The organism is Streptomyces sp. NPDC001070, from assembly GCF_053598835.1.
In genome coordinates this window covers 188158-203743 of the sequence record NZ_JBSFLB010000008.1, presented here as the reverse complement: position 1 = coordinate 203743, position 15586 = coordinate 188158, and the positions used below count along the sequence as shown (strand labels likewise).

At 74.5% G+C, this 15586-nt stretch carries 13 protein-coding genes and 1 pseudogene; 6 read left to right on the top strand and 8 right to left on the bottom strand.

What is annotated here, in order from left to right; genetic code table 11:
* Positions 1–51: 51 nt before the first annotated feature.
* Genes ACWDAS_RS12850 through ACWDAS_RS12840 form a run of 3 tightly spaced genes read right to left on the bottom strand, consistent with a single transcriptional unit; the run spans position 52 to position 3754 of the window.
* Positions 52–1587, bottom strand: a complete 1536-nt coding sequence (locus ACWDAS_RS12850) for an ATP-dependent DNA ligase (protein ID WP_450389142.1) — start codon at positions 1585–1587, stop codon at positions 52–54.
* 48 nt (positions 1588–1635) lie between these two features.
* Complete coding sequence (locus tag ACWDAS_RS12845; protein ID WP_450389141.1) at positions 1636–2772, bottom strand: site-2 protease family protein; 1137 nt, start codon at positions 2770–2772, stop codon at positions 1636–1638.
* 37 nt (positions 2773–2809) lie between these two features.
* Positions 2810–3754 carry an AraC family transcriptional regulator gene (locus ACWDAS_RS12840; protein WP_450389139.1) on the bottom strand — a complete coding sequence of 315 codons (945 nt, stop codon included), beginning with the start codon at positions 3752–3754 and terminating at the stop codon, positions 2810–2812.
* A gap of 440 nt (positions 3755–4194) precedes the next feature.
* Here ACWDAS_RS12840 and ACWDAS_RS12835 point away from each other — a divergent pair, with 440 nt between their 5' ends.
* Complete coding sequence (locus ACWDAS_RS12835; RefSeq protein ID WP_450389137.1) at positions 4195–4845, top strand: DUF4360 domain-containing protein; 651 nt, start codon at positions 4195–4197, stop codon at positions 4843–4845.
* 131 nt (positions 4846–4976) lie between these two features.
* Positions 4977–6362, top strand: a complete 1386-nt coding sequence (locus tag ACWDAS_RS12830) for an FAD-dependent oxidoreductase (RefSeq protein WP_450389135.1) — start codon at positions 4977–4979, stop codon at positions 6360–6362.
* Here the strand turns inward: ACWDAS_RS12830 and ACWDAS_RS12825 are convergent.
* The gene (locus tag ACWDAS_RS12825) at positions 6349–7203 is read right to left on the bottom strand and encodes an alpha/beta fold hydrolase (protein WP_450389134.1); all 855 of its coding nucleotides are present in this window, start codon (positions 7201–7203) and stop codon (positions 6349–6351) included. The genes ACWDAS_RS12830 and ACWDAS_RS12825 overlap by 14 nt on opposite strands.
* 100 nt (positions 7204–7303) lie before the next feature.
* On the opposite strand from ACWDAS_RS12825, the gene ACWDAS_RS12820 reads away from it, so the two are divergent.
* The 4 genes from ACWDAS_RS12820 (at position 7304) to ACWDAS_RS12805 (ending at position 11818) form a co-directional block, all read left to right on the top strand.
* Positions 7304–7930, top strand: coding sequence for a GNAT family N-acetyltransferase (locus ACWDAS_RS12820; RefSeq protein WP_450389132.1), 627 nt, complete (start codon positions 7304–7306; stop codon positions 7928–7930).
* 130 nt (positions 7931–8060) lie between these two features.
* Positions 8061–9911 carry a DUF2264 domain-containing protein gene (locus ACWDAS_RS12815; RefSeq protein WP_450389130.1) on the top strand — a complete coding sequence of 617 codons (1851 nt, stop codon included), beginning with the start codon at positions 8061–8063 and terminating at the stop codon, positions 9909–9911.
* Positions 9912–9918: 7 nt separating this feature from the next.
* Positions 9919–10350 carry a PPOX class F420-dependent oxidoreductase gene (locus tag ACWDAS_RS12810; RefSeq protein ID WP_450389129.1) on the top strand — a complete coding sequence of 144 codons (432 nt, stop codon included), beginning with the start codon at positions 9919–9921 and terminating at the stop codon, positions 10348–10350.
* Between the two features lie 301 nt (positions 10351–10651).
* The gene (locus ACWDAS_RS12805; protein ID WP_450389127.1) at positions 10652–11818 is read left to right on the top strand and encodes an MBL fold metallo-hydrolase; all 1167 of its coding nucleotides are present in this window, start codon (positions 10652–10654) and stop codon (positions 11816–11818) included.
* Positions 11819–11953: 135 nt separating this feature from the next.
* Here ACWDAS_RS12805 and ACWDAS_RS12800 read toward each other — a convergent pair whose 3' ends face one another.
* The 4 genes and pseudogenes from ACWDAS_RS12800 to ACWDAS_RS12785 all read right to left on the bottom strand — a co-directional run.
* Complete coding sequence (locus ACWDAS_RS12800) at positions 11954–12235, bottom strand: beta-galactosidase small subunit-related protein (protein ID WP_450389237.1); 282 nt, start codon at positions 12233–12235, stop codon at positions 11954–11956.
* 30 nt (positions 12236–12265) lie between these two features.
* A complete protein-coding gene (locus ACWDAS_RS12795; protein ID WP_450389125.1) occupies positions 12266–12805 on the bottom strand; it encodes an AAA family ATPase in 540 nt (179 codons plus the stop codon).
* Positions 12806–13095: 290 nt separating this feature from the next.
* Positions 13096–14997, bottom strand: coding sequence for a tetratricopeptide repeat protein (locus ACWDAS_RS12790; protein ID WP_450389123.1), 1902 nt, complete (start codon positions 14995–14997; stop codon positions 13096–13098).
* A 216-nt stretch (positions 14998–15213) separates the two neighbouring features.
* Positions 15214–15453 (bottom strand): annotated as a pseudogene (locus ACWDAS_RS12785) (transporter substrate-binding domain-containing protein); the annotation flags it as partial.
* Positions 15454–15586: the final 133 nt, after the last annotated feature.

Genomic DNA, 15586 nt, shown 5'->3' with positions numbered 1-15586 from the left:
GCCACCGTGACCCGTTCGGACCAGACGGCAGGGGTGACGTGGTCCGCGTCCTCAGCGCCGCAGCGCCAGCACCGTCTCGACGGTGTCCGCCGCGTCGGCCGTCTTGTCCTCGCGGTAGCGCACGACGCGGGCGAAGCGGAGCGTGACACCGGCCGGGTAGCGCGTGGAGCGCTGGAGGCCGTCGAAGGCGATCTCCACGACGAGTTCCGGCCGCACCCGTACGACCCACCCGTCGTCGCTGACGGCCAGTTCCCGCAGGCGCTCGGTCTGCCAGGCGAGCATGGCGTCGGTCAGGCCCTTGAACGTCTTGCCCAGCATCGCGAAGGTGCCGTCGGGGCGGCGGGCGCCGAGATGGAGGTTGGACAGCCTGCCGGTGCGCCGGCCGTGGCCCCACTCGGCGGCGAGGACCACCAGGTCGAGGGTGTGCACCGGCTTCACCTTGAGCCAGGCCGCCCCGCGCCGCCCGGCGCTGTACGGGGCGACGAGCGCCTTGGCGACGATCCCCTCGTGGCCGCGTTCCAGAACCTGGTCCGCGAAGTCCCGGGCCGCCTGCCGCGTGGCGGGGTCGCCGGGATCGGCGGCCACCAGCCGGCGCACCCGGCGCGGCTCGGGCGCCACCCGGGCCAGTTCGCAGTGGCGCGCGGCGGTGGACAGCTCCAGCAGATCGCGGCCGTCCACCGACAGCAGGTCGAAGAAGACCGGTGCGACGGGCAGGGTCTCGCGGGCGGCGGCGACGTCCAGGCGCGAGCCGACCCGGGAGGAGGTCTCCTGGAAGGCGCGCGGGCGGCCGTCCTCGCCGAAGGAGATGACCTCGCCGTCGAGTACGGCCTCCTCCACGGCCAACTCCAGTGCCGTGGCCACGACTTCGGGCAGCCGGCCGGTGATCTCGTCCAGGGTGCGGGTGTAGACGCGCACGTCCGCGCCCTTGCGGTGCACCTGGACGCGGATCCCGTCCAGCTTCTCCTCCAGCGCGCACGGGCCGAGCCGGTCCAGGGCCTCGTCCACGTCCTTCGCGGTCTGGGCGAGCATCGGCTGCACCGGCCGTCCCACCTCCAGCCGGAACGCCGCCAGCGCGCCGGGCCCGCCGGCCAGCAGCGCCCGCGCGACGGCCCCGAGCGAGCCGCCGAGCATCACCGCGCGGCGCACGTCCTCCGCGGGCGCCTCCGTCGCCCGGGCGAGCCCCTCGACCGCGAGCGCGTCCAGCGCCCCCTGCCGCAGTTCCCCGCCGATCAGCCCCAGCAGGAAGGCCTGTTCCTCCTCCGTGGCCGCCTCCATCAGCTCCGCCACCAGCCGTTTGCGCGTCGCCGCCGCCCCCTTGCCGGTCACCGCCGCGATGCGGTCCAGCGCCTCGTGCACCTCGCGTACGGTCAGCCGGGGCGCCGTGGCGGGCTCCCGCCGCTCCCGCAGGGTGCTCCAGCCGACCCCGGTACGCCGCTGGGGGAGCCGTCCCGCCAGATACGTGATCACCACGGGCGCCTCCTCGGGCTCCGCGGTGCGCAGCAGCCGCGCCAGCGCCGCCACCTTCTCCGACCGGGCGGACGTGGCCGCGATCTCCCGGGACGTACGTGCGAGCTCCGCGAGCAACATGGCTCCATCGTGGACCGGCCGCGCCGCGGACGCACCCGTCCCGCGGGGTCAGGACGGGGGCCTGCCGCCCGTCATCCGGCGGCGCTGGACGAGCCGGGAGATGTCGCTGCCCGTCACGATGCCCACGGGACGGCCGCCGTCGACGACGATGACGCGGACGCCCCCGGGGCCGGGGCGGAGACGGTCCAGGGCGTCGTTCACGGGTTCGTCCGGGGTGCCGGTCGTGCACTGGGACAGGGGTACGGCGACGTCGCGGACCCGGACGTCGGTGCGGCGCTCGACGGGCACCGACGTGAGCCGCCGCAGGTACACCACCCCGCTGAGGCGGCCGTCGAAATCGAGCAGGGGCAGGACGGAATGGCGGGAGCCCACCGCGACCTCGTCGATGAAACGGTCGACGGACAGCCAGTCGGGGCCGGTGACGACCGGGGCGGACATGGCGTCGCCGAGCCGCACGCCGCGCAGGGCGGAGTTGATGACCGCGCGCTGGCGCTCGGCGCCCGCCGTGAGGGCCATGAACAGCCCGACCAGGGCCAGCCACAGGCCGCTCGGCACCCCGCGGGCGAAGGCGAGCCAGCCGCCGACCACGAAGAGGAACCCGAGGATCTGCCCACCGCGCCCGGCCGCCTGGTCGGCGCGGTCGCGGTCCCCGGTCCGCCACCACAGCAGCGCCTGCAGCACCCGCCCGCCGTCCAGGGGCGCCGCGGGCAGCAGATTGAAGACGCCGAGCAGCAGGTTCGCCCAGCCCAGCCAGACCAGCAGGGCCGCCGGTACCGAGCGGTGGGCGGCCGCGTCCACGCCGATGCCCGCGCCGAGCGCCGCGCCGCCGATCACCAGACTGGTCAGTGGACCGCTGACCGCCACGAGGAAGGCCGCGCCCGCCGAGCCGGGCCGTCCCATGCGTGTCATACCGCCCATGGCCCACAAGGTGACGTCCTCGACGGACAGATGCTCGTGCCGTGCCGTCGCCGCGTGGGCGACCTCGTGCGCGAGCAGGCTCGCCATCAGCAGGATCGCGCCCGCCGCGGCCGCGACCGTGTAGACGGCCGCCGACAGCCCCGGGATCCACGCGGGCAGGGTCACCCGGCCGAGTCCCCACGCGAGCAGCACGACGAGGACGGGGACGCTCCAGTGCATCCGCAGCGGCACCCCGAACACCCGTCCGACCTGGACCGAACCGTTCATGACTCCTCTCTCCAGTGTCACCCCGCGCGGGCCGGTGTCACCCCTTCCGGGCCGCGCCGAGACGGTGCTCCCGGGGGCTGACGCCCCGTACCCGCTTGAAGGCCGCGCTCAGCGCGAAGGGGCTGCCGTAGCCCACCCGGCGGGCGACCGCCCCGAGCGTGGCGTCCGGCTCGCGCAGCAGATCCGCGGCGAGTGCCAGCCGCCAGCCGGTCAGGTACGCCATCGGCGGCTCGCCCACCAGCTCTCCGAAGCGGCGGGCCAGCGCCGCCCGCGACACGCCCGCCTCGGCGGCGAGCCCCGCCACCGTCCACGGGTGGGCCGGGTTGTTCTGCAGCAGCCGCAGCGCGCGGCCCACCACGGGGTCGGCGAACGCCCGGTACCAGGCGGGGGCCGCTTCACCGCGCCGCGCGAACCAGGTCCGCAGTACGGAGATCAGCACCAGGTCCAGCAGCCGGTCCAGCACCGCCTCCTGCCCCGGTTCGTCCTTGACGATCTCCTCGGCCAGCAGTGCCGGCAGGGGGCTCTCCCAGTCCTCCGCCGGGAGCACGAGCAGCGGGGGCAGCGCGTCCAGCAGGCGCCGGCCGACCTCGCCGCCCACCCGGTAGGTGCCGACCAGCATGACGTCCGGCCCCTGGGCCCGGTTGCCCCACGTCCGCACCCCCAGCGCCATCACCTCGGCCAGGTCGTGCCCGTCCGCGGTGCGGCACACCTCGCCGGGGAGGATCCACGCCTGCGGCGGGGTCGAGGGGAGGTCGGCGACCGTGTACGGAGCGGGGCCGCGCGCGACGGCGACGTCCCCGGGGCGCAGCCGCACCGGTGCCCCGTCCTCGGGCAGGAGCCACGCCCCGCCGCGTGCGACCGTCATGACGCACAGCGGCGCCCGGTCCTCGATCCGTACCGACCACGGCGGCTCCATGACCGTGCGCAGCAGGAACGCACCCCGCGCGCGGGGTCCGTCGAGCAGACCCGTGAGTGCGTCCATGCCGTCCAGCGTAGACGCTCGCGTATGGGGTCGTGCCGATCAGCCATGGTCCGTCTCGTATCGTGAGCCTTGACTGGAGCCATGACGACGTCAAGCGGGTGCTGGGGCGCGGGCCGCGCGACTTCGGCGACTTCGCGCGCGGGGCGGCCGCGGCGGGGGAGTGGCGGGCGCGAGCCGGCGGGTCCCCGCCCGCCCCGCCCGGGGCGCGCACGGGGCGGGGCGGGAGATGCGCGGCATGGCGGCGTGCGTCACTTCAGGTGACTGTCCGGATCTTGTGCGTCACTTCCGCGCCACTGGCGACGGAGCTCGGCCATTCCTGTGGGAAACCTGTGGGGATTCTGTACGCGAACGGTGACGCGTGATGTCGTGTACGCGACATCGGAACGGGGTGCACGACCCGGTGTCGCCGATCCCTCAACGACCTGAAGGGAATCCCCCCCATGACGTTACGTGCGATAGCCGTGAGCGGTGTGGCGGCCGCCTCGCTGCTCGGCTCGCAGGCCTGGGAGCCGGGAGGCGCCACCCCGCCTCCGCCGGACCGGATCGTGATCGCCGTCGCGACCGTCAACGGTTCGGGCTGCCCGGCCGGCACGGCCGCCGTCGCCGTCTCCCCGGACAACGAGGCCTTCACCGTCACGTACAGCGCCTACATCGCCCAGGTGGGGCTCGGCTCCAGGCCGACCGACTTCCGCAAGAACTGCCAGCTCAACCTCAACGTGCACGTGCCGCAGGGCTTCACCTACGCGATCGCCGCCGCCGACTACCGCGGCTTCGCGCACCTGGAGCGGGGCGCCACCGGCGTGGAGAAGGCCAGTTACTACTTCCAGGGCTCGCCCGAGACGAACGCCATCAGCCACACCTTCCGGGGCGCGCTCGACGACAACTGGCAGGCGACCGACAGCGTCGACGTCGCCGCGCTGGTCTGGGCGCCCTGCGGCGAACTGCGCAACTTCAACATCAACACCGAACTGCGGGTCAGCGCCGGCAGCTCGGACCCGTCGCGGACCACGAGCTTCATGACTATGGACTCCACCGACGGCAGCATCAAGACCACCTACCACCTCGCGTGGAAGGAGTGCCCCGGCGCATAGCGTCCCGGGGCCCGGACCGGGCCCCGCGGTCCGGTCCGGGACCAACCCAGCGTGGAGGACATTGAGTTGACCCCCGGGCGGGCTTCCCGGAAGGCTGGGGCCCCGTAGCCGGCGGACAGGGGGGAGCACGCATGGGCGGCGGGGACGCGGTGGTGATCGGCGGCGGCCTGGCGGGGATGCTGGCGGTACGGGCGCTGCTGGGGCACGCGGAGCGGATCACGGTGGTCGAGCGGGACCGCTACCCGGACGGCCCCGGATTCCGCAAGGGCGTGCCGCAGGCCCGGCATCTGCACATCTTCCTCACCGCGGGACAGGAGGCCCTAGACGAACTGCTCCCCGGCACCGTCGCGGAGCTCGCTGCGGCCGGCGCCCGCACGCTGGAAGTCCCCCGCGACCTGCTCACCTGCGGGGCGACGGGCTGGCAGATCCGCTTCCACGAGGGCCGCCACCGGTTCGTGAGCTGCACCCGGCCCCTGCTCGACCACGTCGTGCGCCGCCGTGTCCTCGCCGCGGCCGTCGCTTCCGGCACCGAGGTGGAGGTGCTGGAGGCCACCGAGGCCGTCGCGCTCCTGGGCTCCGCGGAACGGGTCACCGGCGTCCGCGTGCGGACCCGCGGCGAGCGGCGCGAGGAGCGGGAGATCCCCGCCGCGCTCGTGGTGGACGCCGCCGGGCGCGCGTCGAGGGCGCCGCGCTGGCTGCGGGATCTGGGCCGGCCCGCGCCGCGCGAGGAGACCGTCGACGCGAGGCTGCAGTACGCCACGCGTGTGCTGCGGCTGGCGGAGCCGCCCGACGCCGGGGTCTACATCCCCTACCGCAGGGACAACTTCGCCGGCGGCGGGCTGCTGCCGGTCGAGGACGGCACCTGGCTGCTGACGGTCTCGGGGATCGGCGGGCTGGAAGCGCCTTCCGGCGAGGCGGAGTTCGCCGAATTCACCGCCCGGCTGGTGCATCCGTACATCCACGAACTGGTCAGGAAGGCCGAGCCGCTCTCCCCGGTCCACGGCTTCCGTGAGACGTCCAACCGCCGCCGCCATTACCACGCGCCGCAGGGCGTCCCCGAGGGCTTCGTCGCGACCGGCGACGCGGTGTGCTCCTTCAACCCGGTGTACGGGCAGGGCATGACGGTCGCCGTCCTCGGCGCGCTCGCCCTGGGCCGCGTCCTGGACGAGCGGGGCGGCCTTCGGCCCGGCCTCGCGGCGGCCGCGCAGCGCGCCGTGGCCCGCGCCGCCGAGGCCGCGTGGATGATGGCGGCCGGGGCGGACCGCCCGTACGCCGAGGCCGGGAGGGCCACCTCCCCGGGCCTGTCCGAGCGCGTGCAGGGCTGGTACTTCGAGCGGCTGCTGGCCCGGGCCGCCGTCGACCCCGTCGTGGGCGCGGTCTACCGCGACGTCGTCACCCTCACCGCGCCGCCGACGCGGATGTTCTCCCCGGTCGTGGCGCTGCGCACGGTGCTGCTGCCGCGCCGTCCCGCGCTCGCCGACCCGCCGCCGGCGGTCACCGCGCTCACGGGGCGGTGATGGCGTCCGCCACCCGTGCGGGCTCGTCGACCTGCACGTAGTGGCCGGCCCCGGTCAGCAGGCGCAGTTCGCTGTGCGGGAAGATCACGGAGAACTGCCGGGCGACGCGGGTGTTGAGGTAGCGGTCCCGGGTGCCGAAGACCACCCGGACCGGCGGCTGGAACTCGCGCATCTCCGGGATGCGCCTCCGGCGGCTCAGCACCGCCCGCAGCAGCTCGTCGTTGAGCCGCCAGAACGCCGCACGCGCGGCGGGGAACTGCTCGTAGAGACGGGCCACGTACGGGTCGCGCACCTCGGGGTCGCGGATGAACCCGCCCACCTGCCAGGCGTAGAGCCGGCGGTCCAGGTCGGGCCTGCGCCGGACGACGGCGCGGGCGGCGGTGCGCAGCAGTGGGGTGGAGTACAGGGCGATCGCGGGCGGGCGGCGCAGGGCGGGCGTCCAGTGGTAGTAGGTGTTGAGCAGGACGAGCCGGGCCACGCGGTCCGGGTGGTCCAGCGCCCAGTCGATCGCGGGCGGCCCCGAGGCGTCGTGCGCCACCAGCACCAGGCGCCGGGCGCCGAGGCCCGCCTCCAGGGCGCCGGTGATGGCCGCCAGGTCGTCCACCTGCTGCGCGACCGTGTAGGGGTGGCCCGGCGGCTTGTCCGACCGCCCCCAGCCCAGGAAGTCGAACCGCACGACGGGCAGCCTGCCGGCCAGGTGCGGCAGCAACCGGTCGTAGAGGCGCGTGCTGTCGGGGAAACCGTGCATCAGGACCGCCGGGGTGCCCGGGCCGGGCGTGATCTCGGCATACAGCCGGTAGGGGCCGTGCGAGACGGCCAGCACCTCGGTGGGCGGAGCCATGGCGACCTCCCTCGGCTGTGTGGGGCGGGCACCTCGTTCAGCGTAACGCCGGACGTCGCGGGGGTTGTGGGAGCGCTCCCAAGGCGGTCATCATGCCCGCATGACCCCACGAGCCGTGATCCGCCCCTACCGCCCGGAGGACCGGGCCGCCCTCTACGACATCTGCGTGCGCACCGGCCACGAGGGCGGCGACGCGCGACACCTCTACGCGGACCAGGAGCTGCTGCCGGACATCTTCGCGGGGCCTTACGCCTGTCTGGAGCCCGAACTGGCGTTCGTCGTCGACGACGGGATGCGCGCCGTGGGCTACATCGTCGGCACCGCCGACACCGCCGCCTTCGTGCGGCGCTTCCGGGTCGAATGGCTGCCGCGGCTGGAGCACCGCCACCCGAAGCCGTCGGGGCCCCTGGTCACGGCGGACGACGTGATGGCGGACCTCCTGCACCGGCCGGAGCGGATGATCGTGCCGGAACTCGCCGCGTACCCCGCGCACTTGCACATCGACCTGCTGCCTGACCATCAACGCCGGGGATACGGGCGCGAGCTGATGGAGCGTTTCCTCGCGGCCCTCTCCGGCCAGGGCGTCGGCGCCGTCCACCTCGGCATGGTGACCGCCAACACCGCGGCCCGGGCCTTCTACGACCGCGTGGGCTTCCACGAGCTCCCGGTTCCGGACCCAGGCCCCCTCACATACCTCGGACGCGAGACGTCGGCGATGGCGCTGTGAGCTGCGCGGCGCCGGTGGGGCGGATGCGACCGGGGCTCCGTACGCGCACTAGAAAGCGCTTGCCGCCCGGCGGTAGGGTCCACCACGGCGCCACACCGCGCCCCGCTCCCGGAAAGGCCGAACGCGACTCGTGACCCGAACCGCGCCCACGCCCCCGCACCCCTTCACCCTGCCGCCCGAGGACCGGGAGCTCAGCCCGTACACCGGGTGGACACGCGCCCACTGGGAGGCGGTCGCCGACGGGCTGCTCGCCGCCGTCGCCCCGCACGCCACGCCCGGCGGGGCGCTGTACCACCTCCCGGGCGACCGGCACAGCCAGTCGGGCGCCCGCTCGGACGGACTGGAGGGGTACGCCAGGACCTTCCTGCTCGCCGCGATCCGCTTGGCGGGCGCGGGCGGTGACGACCCGTCGGGGCTGCTGCAGCGGTACGCCGACGGCCTGGCCGCGGGCACCGCGCGCCCCGGCGGCGACGGGCCGGAGGACTGGCCGGTCGTGGCCGACCGCACACAGCCGCTGGTCGAGGCCGCGTCCATCGCCATCGGACTGCGCCTGACCCGCCCCTTGCTGTGGGACCGGCTCGACGAGCCCGTCCGCGAACGCGCCGGAGCCTGGCTCTCCCGGGCGGCCGCCGCGCGGGCCTGGCCCAACAACTGGGAGATGTTCCCCGCCACCGTCGGCGGCTTCCTCGGCGACCGTGAGGCCGTCGCCCGCGGCCTGCAGCGGATCGAGCGCTGGTACGTCGGCGACGGCTGGTACACCGACGGCGACCTGCGCGCTTTTGACCACTACAACGGATGGGCCCTGCACCTCTACCCCGTGCTGGAGGCCTGGTTCTCCGGCGACGCCGACCTGCTGGACCGCTACGGCGAGCGGCTGCGGGTCCATCTCGCCGACTACGCCCGCCTCTTCGGCGCCGACGGCTCGCCCGTCCACCAGGGCCGCTCGCTCACCTACCGCGTGGCCACCGCCGCACCCCTGTGGCTCGGCGCCCTCACCGGCCACACCCCGCTCGGTCCCGGCACCACGCGGCGCCTGGCCTCCGGCGCCCTGCGGCACTTCCTCGACCGCGGCGCGGCAGGCCCCGACGGGCTGCTCTCGCTCGGCTGGCACGGCCCGTACGAGGGCGTGCTGCAGGACTACTCCGGGCCCGCCTCCCCGTACTGGGCGAGCAAGGGATTCCTCGGTCTCCTGCTGCCGCCCGGCCACGAGGTGTGGACGGCGCCCGAGGAACCGGCCCCCGCCGAACGCGCCGACGCCCTCACCGCGCTGCCCGCGCCCAACTGGCTGATCCAGTCGACCGCCGCGGACGGCGTCGTACGCCTGCACAACCACGGCAGCGAGGACACCCGCTACGCACCCCACTACGCACGCCTCGCCTACTCCACCGCCACCGCGCCCCTGACCGGGGACGCGCCCGACAACCACTTCGGCCTGCTGGACGCCGGGGGCGGCGTCACCGCCCGCACGGGGCTGACCCCGCTCGGCGCCGGCGAGGGCTGGGCCGCCTCGCGCTCCCACGCCGGCGACCGGGTACGGATCGTGAGCCTCGTCCTGGCCCGGGGCGCCGCCGAGATCCGCGTGCACCTGGTCAGCGGCGCGCCCGCCGGCACCCCCGTCCGGCAGACCGGCTGGCCCGCGGGCGAGGGCCTGCGCTCCGAACTGCTGCCGCTGCACGGGCTCTCCGCCGCCCCCGGCCTGCCGCCCGCCCCGACCGCGTGCGCCGGGCACGCCGTCACGCCCGTCCTGACCGGCGAGACCACCGAACACGGAGGCAGCCGCGGCGACCTCTTCCTCTGCGCCGCCCGGCTGACCGGAACCGCGGAGCCGGGACCGCTGCTCACCCTCGCCGAGACCGAGGTGATCGTGTCGCATGCGGGCGGGCACGAGGTGACCGTCACCTGGGCCGACGGCGCGACACACCGGGCCTGGCTCACACCCGCGGACGCGGTCGTGGAATCCTCGCTCCCGGACGCTCGTTGAGGCTGCCATGAGTGACAAAGACCTCCTTCGACTGCTCGCCGACACCAACGGGGGCGTGCTGGTCACCATCAAGCGCGACGGGCGCCCCCAGCTGTCCAACGTCAACCACCACTTCGACCCGGACACGCGGATCCTGCGGGTCTCCCTCACCGACGACCGCGCCAAGACCCGCAACCTGCGGCGCGACCCCCGGGCGAGCTACCACGTCACCACACCGGACCGCTGGGCCTGGACCGTCGCCGAGGGCACCGCGGAGCTCACCCCCGTCGCGGCGGACCGGAACGACGCGACCGTCGAGGAGCTGATCGACCTCTTCCGCGCCGTGCAGGGCGAGCACCAGGACTGGGACGACTACCGCCGCGCCATGGTCGAGGACAAGCGCCTCGTGCTGAAGCTCCACGTCGAGCGCGCCTACGGCCAGCCCCGCTCCGGTTCATAGCGCCCCCCGGAAGCCGTCCCGGTGGCTTCCGCCGCCGCGCGTCCCCGAGGGGGCGGGCGGCGGCCGGCCGGCGCCGGTGGCACCATCGTGAAAGGAGGCAACGATCCGCCCGACCGGACGGAATTCCCGGTCAGCCCGTCCCACCGGTCCACGGCGGCCGTCGCCGGGCCCTTGGCGGCCGATCTCACAAAGGGGCGCGGAACCGGAATGACAGGTGTAGGAGTTGTCGCTGTACATACTGGTTCTGCCGGGGCCGGACGGCTCACGGCACGTTCGTGACCGCCGATCAACGGGAGGTGCCGTGTCCGGCTCCAGTCCGAAGCGTTCCCCGCTCTCCACTCTCATCCCCGCCTTCGGGGACAACCCGTACGGGGAGAGGATGGAGCGCATCCGGCGGTCGCCGAACTTCGCCGACGGGGTCTTCACCAACCCCGTGGGCGCCCGCACGGTGCCCTCCGGGTCGATGCTGAGGTTCGCCCGGACGTACTTCCGCAAGGAGGAGCGGGTCCGCAGGGCCCCCGCCGGGGACATCCCGCTGCACGGCACCACCCTCGCCGACCTCGCCGCGCCGCCCGCCTCGGGTCTGCGGCTCACCTGGATGGGCCACTCCACCGTCCTCACCGAGATCGACGGGCGGCGCGTGCTCTTCGACCCCGTCTGGGGCGAGCGCTGCTCCCCCTTCTCCTTCGTCGGCCCCAAGCGCCTCCACGAGCCGCCGGTACCGCTGAAGGAACTGGGCGAGGCCGACGCGATCGTGATCTCCCACGACCACTACGACCACCTCGACATGCCCACGATCAAGGCGCTCGCCGGGACCGGCACCCGCTTCGTCGTGCCGCTGGGCGTCGGCGCCCACCTCGAGCGGTGGGGCGTCCCGGTGGACCGCATGACCGAGCTGGACTGGCACGAGTCCACACAGGTCGCCGGGCTCACCCTCACGGCGACCCCCGCGCGGCACTTCTGCGGCCGGGCGATCCGCAACACGCAGCACACCCTCTGGGCGTCCTGGGTCGTCTCCGGGCCCGAGCACCGGGTCTACCACAGCGGCGACACGGGATACTTCCCCGGCTTCGCCGAGATCGGGGCGTCGTACGGGCCGTTCGACGCCACCATGGTGCAGATCGGTGCGTACAGCGACTTCTGGCCCGACATCCACATGACCCCCGAGGAGGGCGTCCGCGCCCACCAGGACCTGCGCGGGGGGCTGATGCTCCCGATCCACTGGGGCACGTTCAACCTGGCCCCGCACCCGTGGGAGGAGCCCGCCGAGGGCACGGTCGCCGCGGCGCGCGCCGTGGGGGCCAAGGTCGCGGTTCCGCGACCCGGCGAGCCTTTCGAGCCCGCGGCCGGGCTCCCGCTCGACCCCTGGTGGCGGGCGATCGCGCACGGGGCCTCCGCGCGCACCTGGCCCGCCCTCAGCGACGACGCGCGGCCGGCCGCGCCGCAGCCGGACAGCGCGCCGGCGTAGTGCGCGGTGCCGCGAGGGGGCGGGTGCGTATCCCGCCCCCTCGCGGCGCCAGCCGTCGCCCGCCGACCGCGTGAGCCAGGCCGCCGCCGCCAGGCTCGCCGCCGACAGGACGAGCCGCAGCAGGGGGACGTCACGTCACCGACCGTCAGCGAGGGTGGTGAAGGTGAAGCCGGAGGAGACGGGGGCGGCCTCCAGCCGGTACCGCGGCAGCACGCCCGGCCCGCAGGACTGGCTGCCGATCCCGTGCTGGGCGTGGTCGAGATCCACCCGCAGCGTGTCACCGGGCACCAGGTCGGGCGTGTGGCCGGCGGCGTCAAGTCCCTCGCTCGTCCAGTGCCGCGCGGTGAGCCGGAAGGGCGGGGCGCCCTCGATCGCCGGCCCGGTCCCGCCCTCGCGGCGCAGCCGCACCCAGCGGATGTCGGCGCGGGTGAAAAGTCGTGCCAGGGATCAGCCGCCCACGATCCGGCGGGCGAGCGCCTCGACGTCCACCGGGCGTGTCGTGTCCACCCGGTGCACGCTGCCCAGGCCCAGCGGCTCGGCCATCTCGGTCCAGAACCGCCACTCCTCCTCGGGGAAGCGCGCGCCCTCCGTGTGCACCGGATGCCGCGCCGACGCCCGCTCCCGGAACCTGCGCCGCGCGGTGTCCGCCGGCACGGCGCACCACACCTCGTGGACCTCGGACGCGCCCGCCCGCGCCAGCCCCGTGGCCACCACGGGCCGCATGTGCGCCAGCCAGGGGCTCTCCAGCACCGCCCCGACCGGTGCGTCCGCCAGCAGCGTCCACAGCGTCTCGCCCGCCGCGACACCGAGCGCGCGGCTCCACTCCCGCGCGCCGCCGTCCGCCGGGCGCAGCCCGGCCAGCGCGTCGGCCAGCGTCTCCTTCACAGAGTCCTTGCTGAACAGGGGGAGCTCCAGTTCGCGGGCGAGCATCCGGGCGAGGGTCGTCTTCCCGGCTCCGGGCAGTCCGTTGATCAGTACGGCCAACATGCCGCGACCATAGCGACGCCGCCGACGAGCTGACCGAACGCGCCGCCGAACTCGGCGACCTCGAGGAGCTGCCGCGCCTGTCGGACGCCGGCAACGCCACCGCGACCGGTCAGCTCATCGAGCCGGCCTCGGAACCGGCGGCCCGGGCGAGCTGCGGTGCCTGTCCGACGCGGCCGATGACACCGCCACCGACCAGCTGATCGAACTCGCCGCCGAGCGGGACGACATGGACGAACTGCGACGACTCGCGGGCGGGGGCAGCGTCACCGCCGCCGAGCAGCTCATGGAGCTCACGGCGGAGTGACCGCCCCCGCCGGCCGCGTGGCGGGATCCTCCGTGACGTGGATCCCCGCGAACCTGGCCCAGTTGATTCCGATGTCCCCCCAGGGCCCCGCGGGTTCCTCCCCGAGGCGGCCGGTGAACAGCGGGCGCAGGTCGGTGTCGCGTTCGGCCCAGGCCGCCGAGAACTGGCTGCGGGTGACCCGGAGGGTGGTGTTGAGCTGGGCCACGGCCGCGCGGGCGCAGTCCTCGCGCCATTCGTCGGGAGTCCAGGTGACGGAACCCGTGGGGGGCTCGGCACGCAGTGCGAGGCTCAGGAAGCAGGCGGCGTTGTAGTTGACGAGGTATCCGGCGGCGGCCCGGTTGGAGCCGCGATGCCGGGGTGCCGCACCCGCGGTGCGCGCCCCCGCGTGGTCGGCGCCGCCGGAGTGGTCGCCGCCGTTTCCGTGATCGGCGTAGAGCAGGCGGCGGATCCCCCAGTCGCGGCCGCCCCGCACCCGGCCCCAGCGCGCCCAGCCTCCGGTGACCTCGCTCGCCACGTCGCGGAACGCGCCCCGCAGGTCGTCGGGTCGCGGCGAACGGTCCTCCCGCAGCACCTCGGCCGCGTGGGCGATCCGTACGGCCCCGAGGAAGGAGCGGCGGCGGGTGCGCAACGAGGGGCGGGGCCGCTCCATGGTCCACCACTGCCGCCAGTAACGGCGTTCGCCGAGGTTGCGTCGGCCGGGGAGCCATGTGCGGGCGTAGCGGCGGGCTATGGCGCGCCGGGACAGGCGCTTCAGGAGCAGTGCCAGATGGTCGCGCGAACGGGGCTCGCCCCCCGCCGGCGGCGCCCCTTCGGCTTCCCCGCCGCGGCTCTGCTCGGCGCGGGCGATGGACAGCCGGTAGGCGGTCTCAATGTGCTCCGGCCACAGCTGGACGCAGTACGTGTAGATCTCGACGGCCTTGTCGATGTGGACGGCGCGGTCGTCCACCTCGCGGGTCTGGCCGATGAGCTCCTGGACACCGGCCTGGTGGAGCCGGACCGTGAGGTTCCCCGGGACCAGTTCCGCCGCCTTCTCGTAGTGTTCGAGGGCGTGCACGTAGTGGCCGTCCTCCTGGGCGGTGTCGCCGTTCCGCTTCGCCGCCAGCGCCTCCTCCTGCGCCTTGATGCCCATACGGTAGAAGCGGTACGAGTCCGGGTCGTCGCCCCAGCTCTCCCAGCGGGGGATGCGGTCCTGTGAGCGTGGATCCCCGAGGATCTTGACGGTGCAGTAGCAGGCGATCCGCTCGTACAGCTCCCCGTCGCTCTCGCGTGCTCCGTCGCCCCCCGCCGCGGTGGCCGCGTTCTCCATGATGGTGGCGGCCACCACCGTGTTCTTCGGCATGTACAGGATCCGTACGGAGAAGCGGGGCGGCATGTTGTCGGGCGTCAGGCAGTGCAGCATCACGTGGTACGCCCGGGGCCGGAAGAAGGCGAGGCGCTTCATCACGTCCACCCAGCCGTGCGGCGAGGAGGCGGTCTCGGGGGCCGGGTCGGGGCCGATGGTGGTGCCGCTGCCGGGAGTGAGGACACCCGGGCCGAGCGCGTCGGCGGCCATCTGCTCCGTGATGTACGCGGCCAGTTCGGCGGTCCGCGGGGACCCGTGGCTGTGACCGTGGTCCGCGCCGGCGTGGCCGTTTCCGTTGCCCCGGTGGCCGTTGCCCTGGCCGCCGAGCAGACCGCGGTCCTCGCACACCACCACCGGCAGCAGCCGGTTGCCCCGGTAGCGCAGCAGCAGCCCGGACCCCATTCGCACGAGGCCGATGAGCACGATGACCGCGAAGATGCCGAGCACCCACACGGCGGTGCCGCCGGACTGATCCCAGAAGGAGGAATCCCAGAAACCCCCGCCGCCGGCGGGCTCGGGTGCGGGCGCGGCGAATCCCATCCCCATGGCACATCCCCCCGTCAAATCCCCCTTTGTGTGCTCTTATTGATCCCCGTAACCGGAGATCGTCAAGCTCGCACGGGGTGGGGAATCGTCAACGCCTCCGCCTGGTGGGGCATTACGTGACGGAACGGATGGGTCGTGCGAGAGGGGCCCGTCAGGCGGGCGGGGCGAGCAGCGTGCCGGACTGACCCGCACGGCGCAGCGCCTCGGCGACGAATCCTCCCGGGCGGGCTCGACGGCCAGGAAGCAGAGGTCTGCCCGGCCCTCCGCCATCGCCTCGAACGACTTCCGCGCCGCGTCGAAGCAGACCGGCTCCACCGGCACGTCCAGCCGGGAGCCCACCTCACGCGCGATGTCGACCGTGACACCTCCGGGGTCCGCCGCGGTGCCCTGGGCCAGCACCGGATTGCCCAGGTTGATCGACGCCCGCAGAACTCCGGTCGGCGCCGGATCCTTCACGACGGCAGCAGGCAGGTTCTTCACGGGGCGGAGTGCAGACCGGCGTCCCGGTCGCCGGTCGGGCCCCTGCCGCCGCCCTGCCGCGCCCCTCCGGTTGCGGGCCCGCGCTTCGTCAACAGGGTGGCGGCGGCGT

Excerpts from the sequence above, each read along its gene's own strand:
- ACWDAS_RS12850 (WP_450389142.1), bottom strand. The coding sequence starts at position 1,587 with ATGTTGCTCGCGGAGCTCGCACGTACGTCCCGGGAGATCGCGGCCACG.
- ACWDAS_RS12835 (WP_450389137.1), top strand. The coding sequence starts at position 4,195 with ATGACGTTACGTGCGATAGCCGTGAGCGGTGTGGCGGCCGCCTCGCTG.
- ACWDAS_RS12795 (WP_450389125.1), bottom strand. The coding sequence starts at position 12,805 with ATGTTGGCCGTACTGATCAACGGACTGCCCGGAGCCGGGAAGACGACC.
- ACWDAS_RS12820 (WP_450389132.1), top strand. The coding sequence starts at position 7,304 with ATGACCCCACGAGCCGTGATCCGCCCCTACCGCCCGGAGGACCGGGCC.
- ACWDAS_RS12840 (WP_450389139.1), bottom strand. The coding sequence starts at position 3,754 with ATGGACGCACTCACGGGTCTGCTCGACGGACCCCGCGCGCGGGGTGCG.
- ACWDAS_RS12825 (WP_450389134.1), bottom strand. The coding sequence starts at position 7,203 with ATGGCTCCGCCCACCGAGGTGCTGGCCGTCTCGCACGGCCCCTACCGG.
- ACWDAS_RS12790 (WP_450389123.1), bottom strand. The coding sequence starts at position 14,997 with ATGGGGATGGGATTCGCCGCGCCCGCACCCGAGCCCGCCGGCGGCGGG.
- ACWDAS_RS12830 (WP_450389135.1), top strand. The coding sequence starts at position 4,977 with ATGGGCGGCGGGGACGCGGTGGTGATCGGCGGCGGCCTGGCGGGGATG.
- ACWDAS_RS12810 (WP_450389129.1), top strand. The coding sequence starts at position 9,919 with ATGAGTGACAAAGACCTCCTTCGACTGCTCGCCGACACCAACGGGGGC.
- ACWDAS_RS12845 (WP_450389141.1), bottom strand. The coding sequence starts at position 2,772 with ATGAACGGTTCGGTCCAGGTCGGACGGGTGTTCGGGGTGCCGCTGCGG.